The sequence below is a fragment of the Posidoniimonas corsicana genome, assembly GCF_007859765.1.
In the GTDB taxonomy this organism is placed as follows: domain Bacteria; phylum Planctomycetota; class Planctomycetia; order Pirellulales; family Lacipirellulaceae; genus Posidoniimonas; species Posidoniimonas corsicana.
On sequence record NZ_SIHJ01000001.1, the window covers coordinates 2117917 to 2139439 of the forward strand.

Below are 21523 nucleotides of genomic sequence, written 5' to 3' on the forward strand. Positions count from 1 at the left end.
CAAAACAGAACGCCGCCGCGGTTTCCGTTGTTCAGGGCGTCCGCAGGCCGAACGGCCGGACCATTGTTGCGTCCTGCGCAACCGCTACCGCGTGAGCCGCGACACCATCTGCTGGTGGACAGCCGGGCTGCAGGCGGCGGTCAGGTTGGCCTGCCACAGGTCGAACGGCTCGCCCAACGGGCTTGATACGACGCCACCGGCCTCTTGGATCAGCAGAACGCCGGCCGCCACGTCCCAGGGCCGGATCTGCCGGGCCCAGTAGCCGTCGATCTTGCCGGCCGCCAGCCAGGCCAGGTTCATCGCAGCCGAGCCGGTGCGGCGGATCGCCCGGCACTGCGGGACCAGGGTTAGGAAGTCGAGCAGGTCGGGCGAGTCGGGCTGCACCTGAGGCGGCAGGCTCATCGACAGCAATGCGTCGCCCAACTGTCCAGTGCTACTGACTCGCAGCGGCTCTTCGTCGAGCCACGCGCCCTGCCCCGCGGCCGCCCAGTAGTGGTGCTCGCGTAGCGGGTCGTAGATGCAAGCCGCCACCGGTCGCGACGCCTGCACAGCGGCGATGGAAACCGCAAAGCAGGGGAACTGGTGCAGGTAGTTCGTGGTGCCGTCGAGCGGATCGACCACCCAGACAACGGCGTCGTCGTCGACGGGTGGGCGGTGGTTGTCGCCCTCCTCGCCCATCAAGAGGTGATCCGGGAAAGCCGACTGGATGCACTCGAACACTGCTTGTTGAGACGCAATGTCAGCATTGGTGACGAAGTCGTGCCGGCCCTTCTCGGAAACCTCGAACGAGTCCCGCAGTTCAATCAACCTTTGCCCACCCGCGCGGCCCGCCTGTTTCGCGACTTCAGCCAGCCTGTGTAGAAAGTTTGCGTCCACAATGCACCTGAGGGAATAAGCCCCAACAGTCGGGGCGAAGGGTGGGTAGCAGGCGGCGGGTGATGACTCGTAAACCGTGCTGTCTTACGGTTTTGAGTAACGCGGCGCCTGCGGCGGGGAAGCGCCGGTGTGGGCAGAAGCGGCCCTTTCCGTAAACCCTGCCCAGGCGTGAGTTAAGGCCGCTTTTGATCCAGTCTGGCACATTTGGTCAAGGGTTTGAAGTGACAAAAGTCTGGACACGGCTCCCCGATCTGGTATCATTTCAGAGGTGAAGAGAGAGGTCGATCCGCACGGATGGACCCCCGCAGATTTGCGGAAGGCGATTGCCTAATACCTATTATAAGATTGCGTTAGCACTCGGCCTCTTCTCTGTTCCGGCCCCGTCGCAACACCCTCGGGTGTTCGGCGGGGTTTTTTATTGCGCATCCAACAACCGCGCGCTCGTCGAAGGCTCGCCCCGCGTGGCCGCTGCGTACCGCGGAGGAGCATCACCAACGTGTGGCAGCTTGGCCAGGACGAAGCCGTCTTCACCGGCAGCGAACTCTCACTCTCTCTCGCGCCCTCAGACCCTGTCGCCGGTGGTAGGCTCGCGTTCAACGGCGCGGCATCCGTCGCCGATCCCCTCTGGTCCTGGGCGCCGGTCGGGCATGTGGCGCCCAAGCTGAGCGAGGCCTACACCCGCGGCGCCGACCTGGTGCTGTTGTACGGACCCGGCGAAGGCTTTCCCTTCCACACCGACGCGTACTGGCGGTGCGAATCGTCGTCCGACGCGTTGGTTGTCAGCCTGACGCTGTCGGTTCGCACGCACAAGCTCGACACGCACCCCGTGTTCGAAGTGGGCTCAACGCTCAACGCGCCCGGGCTAACCGAGTTATCCGACGGCGGGATAGTCGGCCGGCTTGCCGCCGCGGCCGACGGCGGTTGGTCCCTGATTGAGACCCCCTACCCGGGCGACATGAACCCCTTGCCGCCCTCCCCCGGGACCGACGCCGAGGGCGCGGTCGGCACGCGGTGGCGGCTGTTCGACCTGTTCATGGAGAAGGGCGTGATCCGCCGCTCGCGGATATCGCTCGCAATCACGCCGAGCGAGCTGACCGCCGACGCCGCGCTGGCGCTCGCTTGCCGGCTGCGCGCCGAGCCGGTCGCGTTGTCGACCTAGCGGCCCCCGTCGAGCGGCGCGGCGACTCGTGGGTTGGGCGCCGACAGGTCGTTGAGCTGCATCACGACGCCCTGCGCGTCGCGCGCGGCTTCGTAGGGCCGACCGGTGAGCGGGCTGATGCGGTACGGCGGCAGGTCGAAGTCCGCTGCGCTCGCCAGCGTGAGCAGCCACCCCTCGGTAATCGCGCGGTCCCGCGCAAGCGCCTCGATGGCGTCGCCGACGCCGACCAGGAACAGACCCGTAGCGAGCGGCGCCCGGGCGGCGGCCGGTGAGTCCGGCGCCGCCTGCGCGAGCACGGCCGACATCTCCTCTACCCGCCGGTGGTACGGGTCGTCGGCCAGGTCGACGAGCGCGGTCATGGTCTTCAGGTAGGTCAGCTCGTCCTGGTCGATGGCCGACTGGTCCATCGCCCGGAGCTCGTCGAGCCTCCCGTCTTTGCTCAGCTTCTTCTTCTCGTCGATCGTGATCACGCGGTCCAGCAGACCCAGGCGGATCGCCTCGTACGCGTGCAGCGTGATAGCGCGGTCGCCGACCAGCGCGTCGCGGTCGGACGGCCACGTGCGTAGCTGCCCGCGGAGCTGGTCGAAGACCGCCACGTAGTCGCGGTTCGGCGCCGGTTTGGCGAGCGCAACCGCGACCGCGGCGAACCACTGCCTCCGCAGCTGCGCGGCGAGCAGCCGCGGCTCGAGCCGACGCTCCTGCGCGAGCCAGTTGATCCACTTCGCGGCCAGGCCCAGCTCGTCCAGCATGGCGGTGCGGTCGCCGTCGGCCAGCGCGACGTGGGCGGCCACCAGGTGCAGGCGGGCCGCGAGGGTGGCGTCGTCCAGCAGGCGGTACCGGTCGAAGAACCCTCGCTCGAACCGCACGCCCGAGGCGCACCTGGGTTTCGCGGAGGCCTGGCGAACCAGGTCGACCAGCGGCGCCTCGTCCCGCAGCAGGTCGGCCGCGGTGGCGAGCTGCTCGTCAGAAGGCCGGCCGCGTTCGAACGTGAGCAGCACCTCAAGCTGAGGCAGCATCCGCAGGCGGACCGCGTCGGTGAGTTCCGACGCCAGCACCGCGGCGGCGTTGACGTCGTCTGGGACCGGGTCGGCGGACAGATCGGCGGGCGCTTCGTGGCTGTTCTCGATCTGGGTCACCAGGTCGACCAGCTCCGGCAGGCTCGACCGGCGGGCGCCCTCAAGGTTGGCGGCGCGGAGCACCTTCGACTCGAGGTCCTCGCCCGAGCGGCCACAGCCGAGGGCCAGGCAGCAGGCTGCCGCCAGCGGGCAGAGCCAGGCGGCCGAGAGCGGCGGGCGTCCACGCCGCGATGCGACAAAGCGGGTCATCCTGACCTCCGGGGACGCGTGCCTCAGTTCGCGCGGCGGCCCTCCGCCGGCATGTGGGCCTTCAGCCGGCCCGCGGGGCGCTTCGCGGCGTCCTCGCTGCGGTCGAAGACCTCGTTGATCTTGTGCAGCTCGTTGAAGCGGACCAGCTCGGCCATGCCCGCCTCCGCGACCTCGCCGCCCGACACGTAGCGGCCGGGGCTGATCCACTCGGCCATGATCTCGCGCGACACGCCGAACAGGTCGCCCAGCAGGTCGTCCATCTCACGCTCGAGCTGGCCGAAGTGGCGGGCCCACTCGGCGGCCTCGGCGAGGCCGACGTTTTCTTCGCTCTGCCACCGCATGGGGTGGAACAGCAGCACGCTGTACGGCGTGACGATCCGGCGCTCGCACGCGGCGAACGGCCACAGCGCCGCCGAAGAGCACTCGCCGGTCACGACGCCCGTCGCGCGGATCCGCCGGATGCGGATCAGCGTCATTAGGCTCATCGCGCAGTAGGGGCTGCCGCCGGGCGAGTCGAAGTAGATCAGGCACTCGCCGCCGGGCTCAACTCCCAGCAGCTTCTCGGTCAGCTCGCTCTCGTTGTCGGTCAGGTCGCCGACGATTGCGATCTCAAGCGGCCCCTCTTGCTCGGTGTCTTGATCCATAGTGCGTTGGGTCTTGGGGGAAGAAACGGCAGGCCGGGCGCGAGTAGTGCGTCAGTGTGAAAGGCGTATCAAAGAGGGCCAGCCGCTGGTTGCCCGTGCGATGGTCCGCAACTCCCAGTCTACGGATTAGCCCCGCCTGACACCAGCAATCGAAACCGGCCCCGGCAGGAATCCTTGTTTTCCCAGGAGGACTAAACGGTATCACCGCGCCAGCCGGGCGGGCAATGGGGATTCGGGCGCCCGCCGGCGACGCGTCGCCGGCTGCATGGCTATACTGGCAAAGGAGTTCCGCTCAATCTGCAACCTCAACCCGCCGCTATGGGAATCCGGTTTCAGTGCCCTAACGGGCACAAGCTGCACGTAAAGACGCAACTGGCTGGCCAGCACGGCTTCTGCCCAGAGTGCAATGCGCGGGTGCAGATTCCAACGCCCGCCCCCCAGGCCGCTAGCACGCCAGACAACGCCGCTGCTGCGGAGCAGCAGGGCGAGGCCCGCCCGCAAGCGGGCACGCAGCCCGGCCAGCCGGCGTTCGACCCGGAGTCCTCTGTCCGCGGCGAGAGCATCCTGGCGCCCCAGCCGGAGGTCCCGAAGGCGCGACCTAAGGCGATCCCGAAGGCGCGCCCCGTGCGGCCCGCCTCGCCACCGGCGAACTCCGCCCCCGCCGAGGCGGCGGCCCCGGAGCAGCCCTCCCCGCCGCCCGCACCGGCTCCCACGCCCCCGCCAACCGCTGACGCCCCGCCACCGCCCCCCACGCCCGCGCCCCAGGCGCAGTGGCACCTGCAGACCGCGACCGGCGAGCAGCTCGGCCCGGCCACCGCGGCCGAGGTGGTCGGCTGGCAAACAGCGGGGCTGTTGATCGACGAGGCCCACATCTGGCGGACCGGGTGGCCCGAGTGGCGGACCGTCGGCGCTGCACGCGCGGAGCTGCCCACCTCCGCGCCGGGCGACTTCCCTTCGCTGCAGAAGCAGCCTCCGGCGGAGGAGGCCAAGCCGGAGTCGGTCGCCAGCCGCTACGTCGAGAAGCGCCGCCGCGCGGCGAAACGCCAAGTCTATGTCGCGGTGCTCCTGCTGGTGCTGGTGATCGGCATGGGAGTCGCGATGGCGATCGTGCTGAACCGCCCAACCCAGCCGGACGACCCGCTGCCGGCCGCCACCCCGGCCACGCCGGCCGAGGACGTCGCGCCGCCCCCCGAGCAGCCCTCCCACGCCGAAGCCGATGACGTCGACGCCGACGAGCTTGAAGACGACGGGGCGATGCCCGGCGACCCGATCATGGACGACGCGATGGACGGCGAGATGTCCCAGTAGCCCCGGCCGCGGTTCTGGTACGATGAGTCACTGACCCCCTGCCCTGCTCTCCCCCTCAAACCGCCGATCGCAATGATGCTCAAGCACCTGCTGCTCGCCGCCCTGCTGATCCTCCCCGGCCTCTCGCACGCCCAGACCGACACGGCCGCCCCCAAGCCAAAGGACGCCGCAGCGGCCAAGCCGAAGCCGCCCGTCATGGTGCCGCTCGCCGATGGCGACCTCGTCATGCCCGCCCCCGCCGACTGGAAGCAGGTGAAGCCCCGCAACCGGATCATCGAGCAGGAGTTCGCGGTCGCGATCAAGGAGGTCGACGCGCCCGCCCGCTTCACCGTGATGGCCTCCGGCGGCTCGATCGAGCAGAACGTCAACCGCTGGATCGGCCAGTTCAAGAAGCTCGCGCAGCCCGAAGAAGGCAAGCCGGGCGAGCTGCACGACCTGGAGGTCAACGGCATGAAGGCCCACTGGGTCGACCTGGCGGGCGACTACCTCGACAGCCCCCGCGGCCCGTTCGGCCCGAAGGTCGAGAAGAAGGACTACCGCGTGCTGGCCGCCATCGTCGAGACCAAAGACTCCGGCAACTACTTCTTCAAGCTGGTCGGACCCGACAAGGTGGTCGCCAAGCACAAGGACGCGTTCCTGACGATGCTCAAGGGCGTGAAAGCGAAGTAGGCGGCGTGTTGTTAACCACGAAGGCGCGAAGACACTAGGTGAACGGCGACGGAGCTGCGAGTGGGATGCTCGTCGGTTCGTATCAAGGAAGGTGATTGTCAGGACTACCGTCCCCCTGTGCTGCCTGCGAACGCAGGAGAGTCAGCCGACAATCGGATTCCTTCGTGCCTTCGTGACTTAGTGGTTCCCACTTAGAACGGTCTTACTTGCGAATGGACGAGCAACGCCTGTGGGCGCCCTGGCGGTTGAGCTACATCAAGGGCCAGCAGAAAGAGCCGGCGCCGCCGGCGCCCTCGTCATGGCGGGACGGCGCCAAGCACGACTGCTTCCTGTGCCGCGCGGCGGCCGAGTACGACGACCAGCCCACGGCCAACGAGCGGCTGCTGGTGTTCTTCCGCGGCGCGCACGCGCAGGGCGTGCTGAACCGCTACCCCTACAGCAACGGCCACCTGCTGCTGGCGCCGCTGCGGCACGTGGCCGACCTGGGCGAGCTGACCGACGACGAGCACCTGGAGCTGATGCACACGCTGGCTCAAACCAAGCAGCAGCTCACCGAGCGGCTCGCCGCGCAGGGATTCAACATCGGCCTGAACCTCGGCCAGATCGCCGGCGCCGGCGTGCCCGGGCACCTGCACTGGCACCTGGTGCCCCGCTGGCCGGGCGACCACAACTTCATGAGCACCACCGCCGGCGCGCGGGTGATCCCGCAGGCGCTCGATGAGCTGTGGCGGGTGCTGTGTGGTTGCGATTGACTACGCTTAGGGGGAAGGCGCGCCGCAATGGACCAGAACCCGTAGGAGTCACCACGGAGCAACGATTGGGCGCCACCTAGGAAGGCGTCCGACCGTACTCATCGGAGCGTTTCCGACGTGCTCCTGTGGTCTTCGGTTGGCGTCGTGGGCGTTGCCTACCTGTTGATAGCCGCGTTTCTCCTTATTGCATTTCAGACTTCAGGAAGGCTGGGGTTCACGAAAGCGGCGACCCTAGCGGTACTCGCCGTAGACGCGACCATCCTTGGCCCGGGGGCAAGCCTTGTAGGTTTTGGCGTTCTCGCGTTCGGGCCGCAACGTCGACGACCGCCGTGGGTAGCGGGGGTGCTTTCCCTTGGACTCTTGGCAGGACTCATCGCACTCATTCTTGGTCCTACAATTCATAGCTAGGAATCGCTTCAGACTAAGCGTGGGATGGAATGAGCAGTTTGCGGCGCCATCCGTTCGCCGCGTAGGATAGGGCGGGTCCCGAACTCATCTTACGCAGGTGCAGGCAGCCATGACTCGACGCTTCTCGTTCGCCCTGTTGCTGTTGGCGTGCCCCGCGATGGTTCTCGCCGCGGACGATCCGCCGCCCAACATCGTGCTGATCTACGCCGACGACCTGGGCTACGGCGATGTCTCGTGCTACGGCGGTCGGGTCGCTACGCCCAACATCGATCGGCTGGCCACGCAGGGGCTGCGGCACCTGGACGCCCACTGCTCGGCGGCGACCTGCACCCCGTCGCGGTACACGCTGCTCACCGGTTCGTACGCGTTCCGCCAGAAGGGGACCGGGATCCAGCCGGGCGATGCGAACCTGATTATCCGCCCCGGCTCGGCGACGCTGCCGTCGCTGCTCCGCGACGCGGGCTACGACACCGCCGTGGTCGGCAAGTGGCACCTCGGGCTGGGCGATGGTCCGATCGACTGGAACGGCCGCGTCGCGCCCGGCCCGGAGGCGGTCGGCTTCGACTACCACTTCCTGGTGCCGGCCACCGGCGACCGCGTGCCGTGCGTGTACGTTGAGGAGAATCGGGTGGTGGACCTCGACCCGGCGGACCCGATCACCGTGCGGTACGGCCGGCCAGTAGGCGATGAGCCCACCGGCGTGAGCCACCCCGAGCGATTGAAGATGAAGCCCTCACACGGCCACGCCGACGCCATCGTCAATGGAATCTCGCGGATCGGTTTCATGACCGGCGGCGAGTCCGCGCGGTGGATCGACGAGGACATGGCCGACGTGCTCTCCGCCAAGGCGGTCGGTTTCATTGAGCGGCAGCGTGAGGCGCCGTTCTTCCTGTTCTTCTCCACGCACGACATCCACGTGCCCCGCGTGCCCCACTCGCGGTTCGCCGGCTCCACCGGCCGCGGCCCACGGGGCGACGCCATCGCGCAGCTCGACTGGTGCGTCGGCCAGGTCGTCGAGGCGTTGGAGCGGGCCGGCCTGGCGGACAGCACGCTGCTGATTGTTTCGTCGGACAACGGCGCCGTGCTGGACGACGGCTACGTCGACCAGGCGAACGAGCTGCTGGGCGACCACCGGCCGTCGGGCGGCCTGCGGGGCGGCAAGTACTCGAAGTTCGAGGGGGGCACGCGCGTGCCGACCGTCGTGCGGTGGCCCGGCCGCGTCCCGCCCGGCTCCGAGAGCGGGGCCCTGGTCGGGCAGGTCGACTGGGCCGCTTCGCTGGTCTCACTGGCGGGCGGAGAAGTTCCGCCGGGGGCGTTGCCGGACAGCCGCGACCAGCTGCCCGCGCTGCTCGGCGATGAAGCGGTCGGCAGGCCCCACCTGGTGGAGCAGGCAGGTGGGCTGTCGCTGCGTCAGGGCCGGTGGAAGTTCGTCCCGCCGGGCCAGTCGCGCGAGCGACTCGGCCCCTGGCGGAGCCACAAGTTCGACCCGCCCGGCGCGCTCTTCGATCTGCAAACGGACCCCGGCGAGCAGCACAACGTGGCCGCCGACCACCCCGACCGCGTCGAACAGATGCGCGCGCTCTTGAAGCGGCTGCGATCCACGCCCGACGGTGGTCGGTAGGCGGGAGTAGCGAAGCGACCGGACCGTTGCGAACCCGCGGGAGCAGTGGCCCGCGCGCTGATCGTTCCCAGCGCAGGTTGCGCGAAGGGCGGCGGTTGTTGGTTGGGTCGCGACCAATCGAGCGAGGCGCCCGCCCGATTGGTGTGGTGGTCCAGATCGCCTAGCCGTCAGGCCTTAGTACGCGGGCGTTTTTCGCTCCGGTTTCTCGCCGGAATCCTGTCGAAACCGGCCACCCAGCGCGGTCAAATAATAGAGCTCGTCAGTGTCTTTCTAGCCCTGTTGGCGGGGGGCTGGTGCTTGTTCGGGAGGGGGTCGCGGGTGCTAGTTTTGTCCCTATGGCGCGCAGCGGTGGACAAAAGTCGCCGACTTTTGTCCACCGCCGTGCGAGTTTCACCCTGCTATTGCAGAGCGGGCGTGGATTGAGGGGGGACAAAACGGGCCGACTTTAGTCCCTAAAAATCGATGTCGGACAAAGGGACAAAACTCCCAGGCACCCGCAACAAGCGCGGCTCTGGCGGCGGTTGTAACAACAGCGGCCGGTCAGCGTTTAAGAAGGACCTGCCAAGACCGCGTTGTCCCCAAGCTATGGAGTTGGCGCTACGATGAACGAAACGGATCGATCCGTCGGGGCGGCCACGGCCGCGTTCGACCGGGACCTCGCCGTGCCAGCCGGCCGCACCAAGGGTGCGACGCCGATTGGCTGCGCGGTGTGTGGAGCGGAGCACCAGATCAAACTCGCGGCCGCCGGCCCCGACGCCCCCTGCCCCGCCTGCGGCTGCCTGCTGCGGGAGGGATCGCAGCAGGCCGAGCGGCTGTGCCACCGCCTGTCCGAGGCGTTCGGCGTCGGACCGGAAGAGGTCGCGCCGGACACCCTGATCAGCGACGTGGCCGACGACTCGCTCGCCCGCGTGGAGCTGGTGATGGAGCTGGAGGACGAGCTCGAGCAGCAGGGGGCCGACACGCGGCTGTCCACCGAGGAGGTCGAGCAGATCCGCACCGTGGGTGACGCCCTGCGGCTGCTGATCGAGAAGCAGCGGCCGGCGGGGGATTGATTAGCCTGTGACGCTGGGGCGCCCTATGGTAAAGGGTGGGTGCTGCGCCCGCGGCCGCACGCCGGCCGGGGTCGCGCGCCCGTCGCAACCCTCCCCCCAGCCGCGCTGCTAGCACGCCCCCACCCATGATCCTCGAGTCCGACCCGCTGGCGCCCTACGCGATGCACCCGGAGGATTCGGCCGGACGCGTACACCCGGAGCCGCCGCACCGCTACCGCTCTCCCTACCAGCGCGACCGCGACCGGATTGTGCACAGCTCGGCGTTCCGCCGGCTGAGCCACAAGACGCAGGTGTTCACCGGCGAGATGGGCGACTACCACCGCTCGCGCCTGACGCACACGATGGAGGTGGCGTCGCTCGCGCGGACCATGGCCCGGGCGCTTCGCGTCAACGAGGACCTGGTCGAGGCGCTCGCCCTGGCGCACGACATCGGCCACCCGCCGTTCGGCCACGCCGGCGAGGACCTGCTGGACGAGCGGCTCGGCGGCGCGGAAGGCGGGCACGGCGGCTTCAACCACAACGCGCAGGCGCTGCGGCTGTTCGAGCTGCTCGAGGTGCGGTACGTGGAGTTCCCCGGGCTGAATTTGACGCTCGAGGTGCTGGAGGGCCAGCGCCGCCGCGCCGACAAGACGCCCGACGGCAGCCTGCGGAGCCCGACCATCGAGGCGCAGATTGTCGACGCCGCAGACAGCATCGCCTACGACGCGCACGACGCCGACGACGCGCTGGAGCTCGGCCTGCTGGAGCTGGGCGAGCTGCGCGAGCTGGCGCTGTGGGACGAGGCGGCCCGGCGGGTGGAGGACCGGTACGCCAGCCTCACGCCGCTGGAGCTGCGCCGCGCGACCATCCACGAGCTGCTGGACTGGCAGGTGAGCGACCTGCTGGGCGTCGCGCAGCAGCGCCTGGAGGAGCTCGACCTGCCGAGCGCCGACGCGGCCCGGTCGGCGCCCATCGTGGCGACCGTGTCGCGCGGGGTGGCCGGCAAGAAGCGGGAGCTGGAACGGTTCCTGTTCGACCGCGTGTACCGGCACCCGCTGGTGCTCTCGCACCGCATGGAGGCGACCGCGGCGCTCGGCGAGCTGTTCGACCGCTGCGTGGCCGACCCGGGGCGGATCCCGGAGCACTACCGCCAGTCGAACCCGGGCGACGAGCCCCGCGCGGCGGCTGACTATCTTTCCGGCATTACCGATCGTTACGCTTTAGAGGCGTTCCGGTCGCTGTAGCGGCGGCCGCCGGAGCGGCATTTAAGGTAGGCGTCCCGGACCGCGGCGGGGTACAATTGAGCGTCTAGAGGTCCTCCGTTGAGCGGCCCGCGCGGCCGCCTTACCCATTTCGCTGTCCCCGGAACACCGCATGGCCCTGCTGATACTCCGCCTGGTGTTCCTGATGGTGGCCGCGGGTCTGGGCGCTCAGCTCGTGCGGTCGGGCACGCTGCCGGGGGAGGACGAGGGCTGGCCGACCACGCTGCCGGCGCTGGCGTTCGCCGGGATCATGCTGCTGGCGGTCGCGACCATCGCGATCGACGTCGTGTCCCGCCGCAAGCGGCTGGACGTGATCACGTCGGTCTACTTCGGGTTGATCATCGGGCTGTTCCTGACGTACGTCTCGAAGCTGGCGATCAGCCCGGTGCTGCCGTCGGGCGCGTCGGAGGCTTCGACCTGGATCTCGCTGATCCTCGGCATGGTGCTCTGCTACGCGTGCACCAGCGTGCTGATGCAGACCCGCAACGACTTCCGCTTCATCATCCCCTACGTCGAGTTCGCCAAGCAGCTCAAGGGGGTCAAGCCGCTGGTGCTGGACACCAGCGTGGTGATCGACGGCCGCATCGCCGACCTGGTCGAGACCCGCGTCATCGACAACCAGCTGGTGATGCCGCAGTTCGTCATCGCCGAGCTGCAGGCGATCGCCGACTCGAGCGACAAGCTCCGCCGCAGCAAGGGCCGCCGCGGGCTGGACATCCTCAACCGCCTGCGGAGCGACCAGCACGTGGAGCTGGTGATCTTCGACCGCGAGCTGCCCGAGTTCGGCGACCAGCCGGTCGACCAGAAGCTGGTGATCCTGGCCAAGCACCTCGAGGGCAAGGTGGTCACCAACGACTACAACCTGAACAAGGTGGCCAAGCTCCAGAACGTCGGCGTGGTGAACCTGAACGACGTCGCCAACGCCCTCAAGCCGGTGTTCCTGCCGGGCGAGAAGGTGGACGTGCGGATTATCAAGCCAGGCGAGGAGTCGAGCCAGGGCGTCGGGTACCTGGACGACGGCACGATGGTCGTGATCGACGGCGGCCGCGACCACATCAACGAGCAGGTCAGCTCGGTCGTGACCAGCGTGCTGCAGACCAGCGCCGGCCGGATGGTGTTCGCGAAGTTCGAACGCGTGAGTGGGGCGGCGTAGCGGCGGCTACCAAAGCAGCCGATGGATTACATCCATCGGAGATGCTGGGCGTAAGCCAAGCCGGTGGGCATCCGACGGATGTAATCCGTCGGCTGTTCAGACCGCTTACATCCGCTCCACGGTACGAATGCCAAGCAGCCCCAGGCCAAGCTCGATCGTCCGCCCCACCAGGTCGCACAGCAGCAGTCGGCTGTCGCGCAGCTCGTCGGACTCGGCCTTCAGCACCGGGCAGTTGACGAAGAATTCGGAGTAGCAGCTCGCCAGGTCGAACAGGTAGGCGGTCAGGTGGTTGGGGCGATAGTCGGCCGCCACGCGTTCGAGCGCCTCGGAGAATCGCAGCAGCGCAACGCCCAGCGCCCGCTCGGCCGGAGCGGAAAACTGGATCTTGGCGCCGGCGCCGCGGAGCGCCTGGATGTCGACCCCGCCGCGGGAAAAAATCCCGCGCACCCGGGCGCACGAGTACTGCATGTACGCGGCGGTGTTGCCGTTCATCGCGAGCATCTTGTCGTAGCTGAACACGTAGTCGCTGGTCCGGTTGTGCGCCAGGTCGGCGTACTTGATGGCGCCGATGCCGATCCGCTCGGCCACCTCCTGCCGCTCGCCTTCGGACGTGAGCACCTCGCTCTTGTCGGCGATCGTCCGGGCGCGGTCAACCGCTTCGTCCAGCAGGCTCATCAGTCCAACCGATGCGCCGGTGCGGGTCTTGAACGGCCGGGATTTCTCATCCATCACGGTGCCGAACGCGACGTGCTGCAGCTCCAAGTCTTCGTAGCCCCACTTGCGGGCGGTGGCGAACAGCTGGTCGAAGTGCTGGCTCTGCCGGTGGTCCACCACGTACAGCAGCGCGTCGGGCGCCCACTCGTTCATCCGGTACTGGATGGTCGCCAGGTCGGTCGTGGCATAGAGGAACGCGCCGTCCTGCTTACGGACGATGAACGGCGCCTCGTGGCCCTCGGTGAACACGCACATCGCGCCGTCGCTCTCGGTCGCCAGGCCCTTGGCGGCCAGGTCGTCGACCACCTTCGCCAGCAGCGGCTGGTAGAAGCTCTCGCCGAGCGTGTGGTCGAATGTGACGCCGAGCCGGTCGTACGTGGCGTTGATCTCGTCCAGGCACGCGGGCAGGAACCGGTCCCACAGGTCGCGGTTCTCGGCGTCTCCGGCGTGGAGCTTGGCGGTCTCGCCGATGGCGTCCTTGCCGATGTTCGGGTGGTCGGCGGCCAGCTTGGCGAGCTTCGGGTCGCCTTCCACGGCGGCCACTTTTTCTTCCAGTGAGGCCAGCTCGCCCCGCAGCCCCGCGAGCTGCGCCTGAGCGGCCTTCAGCTTCTTGGCAGCCTGCTTGTCGGCCTTCTTGTCGCCGGTCGGCTCGACGGCTTCCAGCTCGGCGAGCCCGGCCTCGCGTTCGGCGATCTTGGCCCGCAGGTCGGGGATGCCGCGACGCTGCGCGTCGTGGTGCTCGATCAGCTGGTTGACCAGTTTGTACAACCGGGTCAGCTCGGGAACGATCGCCTTGGCGAGCGCCGCCTCGTCGACGAAGTGCTTGTACCCGTAGATGATCATGCCGAACTGGGCGCCCCAGTCGCCGATGTGGTTGTCGGTGATCACCCGGTCGCCGAGGAACCGCAGCACACGGGCGAGCGCGTCGCCGATGACGGTCGAGCGGATGTGGCCCACGTGCATCGGCTTCGCGACGTTCGGCGAAGAGAAGTCGAGCACGATGGTCCGCGGCGCATCGGTCTGCTCCACGCCCAGCCGTTCGGCATCGCGGCTGGCGGCCGCGAGCTGTTCGAGCAGGTAGGCGTCCTTCACGCGCAGGTTGATGAACCCGGGGCCCGCCACCTCCGGCGGGTCGCACATGTCGGACAGGTCGAGCCGGCCGATGATCTCGTCCGCCACCTCGCGCGGCTTGCGGCCCAACTGCTTGGCGAGGGGCATCGCGCAGTTGGCCTGGTAGTCGCCGAACTTGGCGTCCTTGCTCGGCAGGATCAACTCCAGCAGCGGCGCAGGATCGTCAGCCAGCGGCTTGAGCGCCGTCGAGAAGCGGGTACGGATTTCGCGAAGCAGATTCATGACTCAGCAATTGGCAGGAGGCGAAATGCCCATGGCGGCCGCGTGAAGCGTTGCGGCCCCGCCGCGAACGGAAGCTCTACTATTCTTTTTCCGCCTCGTCTGCGGGCTCGTCCCACGGCAGCGGCACGCGCGTGGCGCCGGACCAGAGCTCCTCCAGGGCGTAGAAGCCGCGGACCTCTTCGTCGAACATGTGCACCACCAGGTTGCCGTAGTCCAGCAGGATCCACCGGCTCTCACGGTAGCCCTCGATGCCCATACGGGCGTCGCCCAGGTCGTGCTCCAGCACGTGGTCGATTTCTTCGCTGATCGCGTGCAGCTGCCGTCGGCTCGAGCCGGTGACCAGCAGGAAGTAGTCGAACACCGGCGTCAGCTCGCGCATGTCCAGCAGCACGATGTCCGTCCCCCGGTTGTCGTGGGCGGCCTTGGCGGCGGCCATCGCGAGCTCGAGGCTCCGGCGCTGGGATTCTTCGATGGATAGTTCGTCAGAAATGGCGGGGCTCCAGTCGCGTAGCGAGGGGCGAGCTCTGGGTGGAATCGCCCAGTTTACCCCGTGTTCCGCCGGGCAGCGAGCCGCCTCTGAGCGGCAACGAGCGGGGCTGGGCACGGCGGCGCCACCCGGTTGGGGGCCGGCCCGGGGCGCCTCGCGGGCGGTTGCCACCCCGCTAGAATCCATTAGTGACGAAGCCGGCCGGCTCAGCGCCGGCGGCCCAACGAACGAATCCCGCTCTGATATGCAAGGAAACACCCCATGAGCGACACTCCCTGGGTCGAGGCTGGCGACAAAGCGCCAGCGTTCACACTGACATCCGACGCGGGCGAAAAGGTTCAGCTGACCGCGCTGAAGGGCCAGCCCGTGGTGCTGTACTTCTACCCCAAAGACGACACCCCCGGCTGCACCCGCGAGGCGTGCGCCTTCCGCGACCAAGCCAAGCCTCTCGCCAAGCTGGGGGCCGTGGTGCTCGGCGTCAGCCCGGACGACGTCGCGAGTCACGAGAAGTTCCGCGACAAGTACAAGCTGAATTTCCCCTTGCTCGCGGACCCGGACCACAAGATCGCCGAGAAATACGGCGCCTGGCGGGAGAAGAACATGTACGGGAAGAAGTCGATGGGCGTCCAGCGAAGCACCTTTCTGATTGACGCGGCTGGCAAGGTGGCCAAAGTATGGAAACGGGTTAAGGTGGATGGACACGATCAGCAGGTCCTCGACGCGTTGGGCGAACTGCCGAAATAAGGCCATTTCGCTCTAGCAGCCGGTTGTGTCGATCCGGTAGATTCGGGGGCTAGGCGGGAGGCTGTTCTTATCTGGTATGGCTCGGCAACTCCGTGACGCCGGGGGGCCTTCTCATGAATTGTGACCAAGTCTTCAACGTCCTGACCCGCGGGCCCTTCCCTTCCGGATCGCCTGAGGACTTCCACGTTCAGCAGCACCTGGATGGCTGCCTGGACTGCTGGCGGATCGCCGAGGCGCTCCGCCCCGCCGAGCACCTGTTCCAGGAGGCCATCCCCCCGTCCGAGACCCGCGACCTGCCCGGCTACTGGGGCGACTCCACCCCGCCGGCGACCCTGCTCGACCAGATCGCTAGCGACACCGCCAAGACCGCCGTCGCGCCCAAGCTCCGCCGCGCAACCGAGCAACGGCAGATCGAGATCGTCTACGACCGCACCGCCCGCCGCACCGACATGCTGTACGTCGGCGCCATCCTGCTGGGCACCCTGACCATGCCGCTGCTCGCCTGGTGGCTGATGTCCGTGCCCGAGTAGGGACCGGGGTAGGGTTGTGCTGCTTCTGGCGGTCCCGCCGGACCGCCGGTGCTCCCGCGTCTGACAATCCGCACCACGGCGTTTGCCAACCACGCCCCGCGGGCTACGCTTCAGCAACGGTGCTGCGTGCGGACCCCTCCCGCCGTCCGCCGGTTCTGCTCCTCGCGGCCCTCACTCTGCTTTTCGTTGCGCCCGGGCCGCCGCGCCACCATTGTCCGGTTCCCTCGAACCCCAGGCACGCGATGCTGACGACCGACGCCGCACTCCCGGCCGCCGCGCACGTTGCGCACGCCCCACCCACCGCCCGGCAGCGACTCATCCGGGCGCTGACCCCGCAGGTCGATCGCCGCCGCGCGACCCGGGTGGCCGCCCCCTACCTGATGAAGATGACCCCGCTGGTGGACCTCGGCCGCGGCCGACCCGGCCCGCCCGCCGGCCCATCGCTTACGGTGGTGGGCAAGGACCTCAGCGAGCGCGGGTTCTGCTTCTACCACGAGCAGCCACTCTCCTTCCGGTTCGTCCGTCTGACCCTCGACGACCCGCACATTGGCCGGTTCGAGCTCGACGTGCAGCTCGACCGCACGCTGTTCAGCAAGCTCGGCTGGTACGAATCCGCCGGCCGCGTGCTGACCGTACGCGGCTAGTCAGTCTTCGGGCCCCGAGTTTTGTCCGATTTTCTCACCGGAGCGGACAAAACCCCACCTTAGAGAGCCGGTCTGTTTCCCCTAAGTCCTTACACAGAGGTTGCTTGCGGCAGACGACCAAATAGGCAGCAGGAGGGTTTTGTCCTGTCGGTGTGGTGAGAGGGGACTAAACGGGCACGCGACTCGACCGATCATCGATTGACGCGTCGGTCGTGGCCCCAAAGCGCGAGGGATCCCCCCTCACCTGCCCCTATTGGACCGCAGATAGTGGCCGGTTTCCCGCTAAATCCGCCCTGAAATTGCCGCCGTTGGTGGCGCCCGCGGCGCCCGGCCGCCGCCGTGTATCCGGTTTCACCGTTGCAGCCGGCGCCGCCGCCCAGGTTTCCCGCCGGCGGCCCAAGCCCCATCACTCGTCGCCCCCTGGGGGGTCGTGTAGCATGGAGTTTCTGCCCCTCCGCTTCTCCCGACTTCCCTCTATCTGGCTGTCCCGCGGCCCTCGCACGTGCCCCGCCAAGTCGACTACTTCTGCAGCGACGCGATACGCCAGGACCTGAAGGGCAAGACCGTGCGGGGCGGGGTTGTCTCGGGCATCGGGCAGGTGATTCGCATCGCCATTGGCCTCGCGGCGGTCCCAATCCTGACGAGGCTGCTCGACCCGACGGCCTTTGGCCTGTTGGCGATGGTGGCGTTCTTCACGAACTTCGCCGCGATGTTTGTCGACGCCGGGATGTCGATGGCGACCGTCCAGCGCGACCAGATCTCCCACCGGCAGGTCACCAACTTGTTCTGGCTGTCGTCGGCGCTCGGCCTGGCCATCGCCGTCGTGGTCGCGGCGTTGGCGCCAGGGATCGCGTGGTTCTACGGCGAGCCCAGGCTGACCGCGATTACCTGCGCGCTGGCGCTCTCCTACCTGCTCAGCGGGTTGGCAGTCCAGCACCAGGCGCTGCTGCGGCGGGCGATGCAGTTCAAGGAGTTGGCGGTCGCCAACGTCGCCTCGATGGCGATGGCGCAGGTCGCCGCGGTCGGGTGGGCCTTCCGGTTCCGCGACACCGCACTCGACTACTGGGCGTTGGTGCTCATCCCGCTGGTCTCAGCGGCGGTGCGTCTGGTGCTGCTGTGGTGGTATTGCGCGTGGCGGCCGGGGTGGCCCGCACGGGAAGCGGGAACCGGTGGCCTGGTCACGTTCGGCGCCAACCTGACGGGCTTCAACTTCGTGAACTACTTCGCGCGGAACCTCGACAACCTGCTCATCGGGTGGTGGTGGGGAGGCGCTGCGCTCGGCTTCTACGACCGGGCGTACCGCCTGATGATGATCCCGCTGCAGCAGATCAACAGCCCCCTGACCGGCGTGGTGGTGCCCGCACTAAGCCGCCTCGCCGGAGAACCCGAACGCTACCGGCGGGCGTACACGTGGACGATGGAGCGGATCCTGCTGATTGCGTGCCCGATGATGGCCTACATCGGCGTCGCCGCCCCCTGGGTGGCGGTTGTCTATCTCGGCGAGGACTTCGCCGCGTCCGGGCCGATCCTGCAGTGGCTGTCGGTGGCCGCCTTGTGGCAGACCCTCTCGGCCTCAGTCGGATGGCTGTTCATAAGCCAAGGGCGAGACCGCGAGATGCTGCGGTGGGGGTGCATCCACTCGCTGCTGGTCGCCGGCTCGTTTGTGGCGGGGGCGCCCTTCGGCGCCGTCGGGGTGGCGAAGGCGTACGCCCTGGTCTTCAACCTGGCGTGCCTGCCGCTGGCTTTCTGGATGATCGGCAGGTCCGGTCAGGTTCGCGCACGCGACCTAGTCAACCTCATGTGGAGAGTGGCGCCCGCGCCGCTGGCGGTGGCGTTGGTGACCGGCGGCGTCCGGCTTGCGCTCCCGCAAGCGCCGCCGGTGCGGCTGTTGCTGATCTCGCTCGGGTGCGCAGCGGTCGCGTGGGCGATCGCGGTGCTGAGCACCGAGGTAGGCAGGACGGCGGCCCGGGAGCTGGCGGCGAGCCTCCGCCAGACGCAAGCAAAGCTCCGTCACGGGATCTGGCCTGGGGGGAGTCGGTAGACGCATCGCTTCGCGGGAGCGGAACGGACGCGGCGCATCCGGAGGCCGGGCCATGAATCACAAGCAGCAACCGCCGAACCACACCCCGAGCGAGTCGCCTAGCGGCGGTCTCGCCGCGGCCGTCACACGCCAGCAGGTCGTGGCCAGCGGCTGCTGCATCGGCTGCGGCGCCTGCGCGGCGGCATCGCCGACGCTGCACCATATCGAGCTGAACCCCTACGGCGAGTTGCAGGCGATCGGCGCCGACGCCGACGACCCCAAGTTCGCCGTGGTCTGCCCCTTCTCCGGCGACGGGCCGGACGAGGACGCGATCGCGGCGTCCCTCTACGGATCGCCCGCCACGGCGCGGGACGATCAGATCGGCTACTACCGCGCCTGCTACGCCGGCGCTGTCGCCGAAGGCGATTTCCGCGACCGTGGGAGCTCGGGCGGCATGGGGAGCTGGATCGTGACCCAGCTGCTGAGCTCGGGCGAGGTCGACGGCGTGGTGCACGTGAAGGAGCAAACGCAATCCGACGGCGATGCGAAGTTTGCCTACGCGATCTCACGGACCCCGGCCGAGGTTCGGCAGGGCGCTAAGTCCCGCTACTACCCGGTTGAGATGTCGCAGGTGCTGGCGGAGATGATCGCCACGCCCGGCCGCTACGCGGTGGTGGGGATCCCCTGCTTCATCAAAGCGGTGCGGCGGCTGGCCCTGGAGAATGAAGAGCTGGCCGCGCGGGTCGCGTACTGCGTCGCGATTGTGTGTGGGCACCTGAAGAGCGCGGCGTTCGCCGACGCGATCGCCTGGGAGATGGGCGTTCCGCCGGGCGAGCTGGCGGGCATCGACTTCCGGCACAAGCTCGAGGGCCGGAAGGCCAGCCAGTACGGCGTGCGCGTCAGCACGAGAAGCGGCGAGGAGCTGGTGCGGCCGATGGAGGGACTGGTCACCAAGGATTGGGGAATCGGCCTCTTCAAGTACCCTGCGTGCGACATGTGCGACGACGTCGTCGGAGAGACAGCCGACATCTCCATCGGCGACGCGTGGCTGCCTGGTTTCGAGGACGACGCACGCGGCGCCAATGTGGTGGTGGTGCGCAACGCCCGACTCGGGGAGATCGTCGAGCGGGGCGTGCGTGACGGCAAGCTGCAGTTCACTCCCCTGGCCGCCGCCGACGTGGCGCGATCCCAGGCGGGCGGCTTCAGGCACCGACGCCTTGGGCTGGCCTACCGATTGTGGCTGCGTCAGCGGCAGGGCCGGTGGTCCCCGGCCAAGCGGGTCGAGCCGTCGGACCGGGGGATGGACGCCCGCCAGAAGGCGATCTTTGAGCTGCGGATGGAGATCGTAAGCGGCGGTCGTGAAGCCTTCCGAAAGGCGAGAGAAAGCGGTCGGTTCGAGCGCTTCCTCGAGTGGTTCCGACCGGTCGAATCGCGGTACCGCGCCCTTTATCAGAAGCCTTTCCACCAACGAGTCATCGGAGCCGCCAAGGCGCGGCTCAGACGCCTGCTGAGTTAGGCGGCGGGCGGCGTTCCCTAAACGAATCCCAACCATCGAGAAGCACCCAAACACCATGTCGATCGTTCTGTCTGGCTGCAACGGCTTCAGGAACCGAGGCGTCGAAGCGCTCATCGCGCCCAGCGTGGCGGAGCTCCACAAGCGCTTCCCCGGGGGGGAGGTCACGGTGTTGAGCGGGCAGCCGGCCTACGACGAAACCCGCGATGTCGACGCGGCCTTCGTGCTCGACCCGTTTATTGGGAAGGTTCGGTCGCTCCCCGTCCGGCGGGTGGGCGCCGGAATCGCGCCGCGCGTCTTCCGCTCAGAGGCCAGGGCGATCAGCGCGATCCGCGCCGCGGACGCGGTGATCGCCTCCGGCGGCGACAACTTCTCGTCCGACTACGGCGACTTCCGCATGCACCTCGAGCCGCTGAAGGTCGCGCAGAAGGCCGGCAAGGCCACGTTCATGCTCGCGCAGTCGGTGGGGCCCTTCAAGAGCGACGAGCAGCGCAACCACTTCTGCTCCGTGGCCAAGGCCGTGTCGCTGATCACTGTGCGGGAGAGCAGGTCCTACGACTATGTCACGAAGGACCTGGGGCTGCCGTCTGACCGGGTGCACCTCACGGCCGACCCCGCGTTCCTGCTGCAGCCGTCCGGGGAAGACCGCGTGCAGAGGCTCCTGCGTCGGTACGGCGTCGACCCCGCCGCGCCCTACGTGACGATCGCGATGAGCCGCGGGATCGCCAGGTTCCCAGGGCTGACGACCAGCGGCGCCGAGACGGCTCAGACGCACCTCGCCGTGCTCGGCCGGTTGGTCCGGCACGTGCTTGATGAGCTGGGGGCGCAGGTGCTGCTGATCCCGCACGTGCAGGAGACCCTGCCCAAGAACAACGACCTGATCCTCGCTGAGGAGATCGTCGACGCGTTAGAAGACGATCGCATCCGCGTCGCCTGGGGCGACCACTCGGCAGCCGACTTCAAGGGGCTGATCGCGGCGGCGACGCTGAACGTGGCGGAACGCATGCACGCGGCGATCGCGGGCGTCTCAACCGCGACGCCAACCATGGTGGTGCGCTACTCCGTGAAGGCCGACGGCATCATCGGCGACCTGCTCGGCGCGAGCGCCCGGGAGGACGGCGCGATCGTCCCGTTCGAGGAGTACCTGCGGGGCGAAGGGGCTGGCGCCGTCGAAACATTCCAGAACGCGTGGGACAACCGCGGGAAGCTCCGCGAGACCCTGGAGGCGAAGCTGCCCGAAGTGCGCCGCCTGTCGGAGTCGAACTACGACCTCTTCCAAGAGGTCCTCAGCAGTGGCGGGAGGGGGTGAC

At 68.4% G+C, this 21523-nt stretch carries 20 protein-coding genes; 14 read left to right on the forward strand and 6 right to left on the reverse strand.

The features are described 5' to 3' along the window. Positions 1–84: 84 nt before the first annotated feature. Complete coding sequence (locus KOR34_RS08055; RefSeq protein ID WP_197531250.1) at positions 85–876, reverse strand: inositol monophosphatase family protein; 792 nt, start codon at positions 874–876, stop codon at positions 85–87. A 496-nt stretch (positions 877–1372) separates the two neighbouring features. On the opposite strand from KOR34_RS08055, the gene KOR34_RS08060 reads away from it, so the two are divergent. Then, complete coding sequence (locus KOR34_RS08060; RefSeq protein WP_146563816.1) at positions 1373–2035, forward strand: hypothetical protein; 663 nt, start codon at positions 1373–1375, stop codon at positions 2033–2035. On the opposite strand, the gene KOR34_RS08065 is transcribed toward KOR34_RS08060, so the two are convergent. Together KOR34_RS08065 and KOR34_RS08070 are read right to left on the reverse strand one after the other, a co-directional pair. After that, positions 2032–3360 carry a hypothetical protein gene (locus KOR34_RS08065; protein WP_146563818.1) on the reverse strand — a complete coding sequence of 443 codons (1329 nt, stop codon included), beginning with the start codon at positions 3358–3360 and terminating at the stop codon, positions 2032–2034. The genes KOR34_RS08060 and KOR34_RS08065 overlap by 4 nt on opposite strands. Before the next feature lie 23 nt (positions 3361–3383). After that, on the reverse strand, positions 3384–4004 hold the full coding sequence (locus tag KOR34_RS08070; protein ID WP_146563820.1) for an ATP-dependent Clp protease proteolytic subunit: 621 nt from the start codon (positions 4002–4004) through the stop codon (positions 3384–3386). Positions 4005–4322: 318 nt separating this feature from the next. On the opposite strand from KOR34_RS08070, the gene KOR34_RS08075 reads away from it, so the two are divergent. From KOR34_RS08075 to KOR34_RS08085, 3 genes are all read left to right on the forward strand, one after another. Continuing rightward, positions 4323–5312 carry a hypothetical protein gene (locus KOR34_RS08075; RefSeq protein WP_146563822.1) on the forward strand — a complete coding sequence of 330 codons (990 nt, stop codon included), beginning with the start codon at positions 4323–4325 and terminating at the stop codon, positions 5310–5312. A gap of 75 nt (positions 5313–5387) precedes the next feature. Next, a complete protein-coding gene (locus KOR34_RS08080) occupies positions 5388–5981 on the forward strand; it encodes a hypothetical protein (protein WP_146563824.1) in 594 nt (197 codons plus the stop codon). A 212-nt stretch (positions 5982–6193) separates the two neighbouring features. Further along, the gene (locus KOR34_RS08085; RefSeq protein ID WP_146563826.1) at positions 6194–6733 is read left to right on the forward strand and encodes an HIT family protein; all 540 of its coding nucleotides are present in this window, start codon (positions 6194–6196) and stop codon (positions 6731–6733) included. A 231-nt stretch (positions 6734–6964) separates the two neighbouring features. Here KOR34_RS08085 and KOR34_RS26570 read toward each other — a convergent pair whose 3' ends face one another. Further along, positions 6965–7135 carry a hypothetical protein gene (locus tag KOR34_RS26570; protein ID WP_197531251.1) on the reverse strand — a complete coding sequence of 57 codons (171 nt, stop codon included), beginning with the start codon at positions 7133–7135 and terminating at the stop codon, positions 6965–6967. Positions 7136–7250: 115 nt separating this feature from the next. Here KOR34_RS26570 and KOR34_RS08090 point away from each other — a divergent pair, with 115 nt between their 5' ends. From KOR34_RS08090 to KOR34_RS08105, 4 genes are all read left to right on the forward strand, one after another. Next, a complete protein-coding gene (locus tag KOR34_RS08090) occupies positions 7251–8762 on the forward strand; it encodes a sulfatase-like hydrolase/transferase (protein ID WP_146563828.1) in 1512 nt (503 codons plus the stop codon). 602 nt (positions 8763–9364) lie between these two features. After that, on the forward strand, positions 9365–9814 hold the full coding sequence (locus KOR34_RS08095) for an acyl carrier protein (RefSeq protein WP_146563830.1): 450 nt from the start codon (positions 9365–9367) through the stop codon (positions 9812–9814). Positions 9815–9939: 125 nt separating this feature from the next. Beyond that, positions 9940–11037: a dGTP triphosphohydrolase gene (gene dgt / locus KOR34_RS08100; protein WP_146563831.1), complete on the forward strand. Its 1098-nt coding sequence runs from the start codon at positions 9940–9942 to the stop codon at positions 11035–11037. Positions 11038–11167: 130 nt separating this feature from the next. After that, positions 11168–12208 carry a PIN/TRAM domain-containing protein gene (locus tag KOR34_RS08105; protein WP_146563833.1) on the forward strand — a complete coding sequence of 347 codons (1041 nt, stop codon included), beginning with the start codon at positions 11168–11170 and terminating at the stop codon, positions 12206–12208. 105 nt (positions 12209–12313) lie between these two features. Here the strand turns inward: KOR34_RS08105 and argS are convergent, their stop codons facing one another. Continuing rightward, positions 12314–14275, reverse strand: a complete 1962-nt coding sequence (argS, locus tag KOR34_RS08110) for an arginine--tRNA ligase (protein ID WP_146563837.1) — start codon at positions 14273–14275, stop codon at positions 12314–12316. Positions 14276–14354: 79 nt separating this feature from the next. Next, a complete protein-coding gene (gene rsfS / locus KOR34_RS08115) occupies positions 14355–14711 on the reverse strand; it encodes a ribosome silencing factor (RefSeq protein WP_146563839.1) in 357 nt (118 codons plus the stop codon). A gap of 312 nt (positions 14712–15023) precedes the next feature. Between rsfS and bcp the strand changes: the two genes are divergently transcribed. The 6 genes from bcp to KOR34_RS08145 all read left to right on the forward strand — a co-directional run bounded on the left by bcp (position 15024) and on the right by KOR34_RS08145 (position 21522). Then, a complete protein-coding gene (bcp, locus tag KOR34_RS08120) occupies positions 15024–15506 on the forward strand; it encodes a thioredoxin-dependent thiol peroxidase (RefSeq protein ID WP_146563841.1) in 483 nt (160 codons plus the stop codon). Positions 15507–15619: 113 nt separating this feature from the next. Beyond that, entirely contained in the window at positions 15620–16036 is a 417-nt protein-coding gene (locus KOR34_RS08125; protein ID WP_146563843.1) for a hypothetical protein, read from the forward strand. A gap of 242 nt (positions 16037–16278) precedes the next feature. Next, the gene (locus KOR34_RS08130; RefSeq protein WP_146563845.1) at positions 16279–16680 is read left to right on the forward strand and encodes a hypothetical protein; all 402 of its coding nucleotides are present in this window, start codon (positions 16279–16281) and stop codon (positions 16678–16680) included. 502 nt (positions 16681–17182) lie between these two features. Next, on the forward strand, positions 17183–18721 hold the full coding sequence (locus KOR34_RS08135; RefSeq protein WP_197531252.1) for a lipopolysaccharide biosynthesis protein: 1539 nt from the start codon (positions 17183–17185) through the stop codon (positions 18719–18721). Between the two features lie 52 nt (positions 18722–18773). Continuing rightward, positions 18774–20216, forward strand: a complete 1443-nt coding sequence (locus KOR34_RS08140; protein ID WP_146563849.1) for a Coenzyme F420 hydrogenase/dehydrogenase, beta subunit C-terminal domain — start codon at positions 18774–18776, stop codon at positions 20214–20216. Between the two features lie 55 nt (positions 20217–20271). Beyond that, positions 20272–21522 carry a polysaccharide pyruvyl transferase family protein gene (locus tag KOR34_RS08145; RefSeq protein WP_146563851.1) on the forward strand — a complete coding sequence of 417 codons (1251 nt, stop codon included), beginning with the start codon at positions 20272–20274 and terminating at the stop codon, positions 21520–21522. The last annotated feature ends 1 nt before the right edge of the window (position 21523 follow it).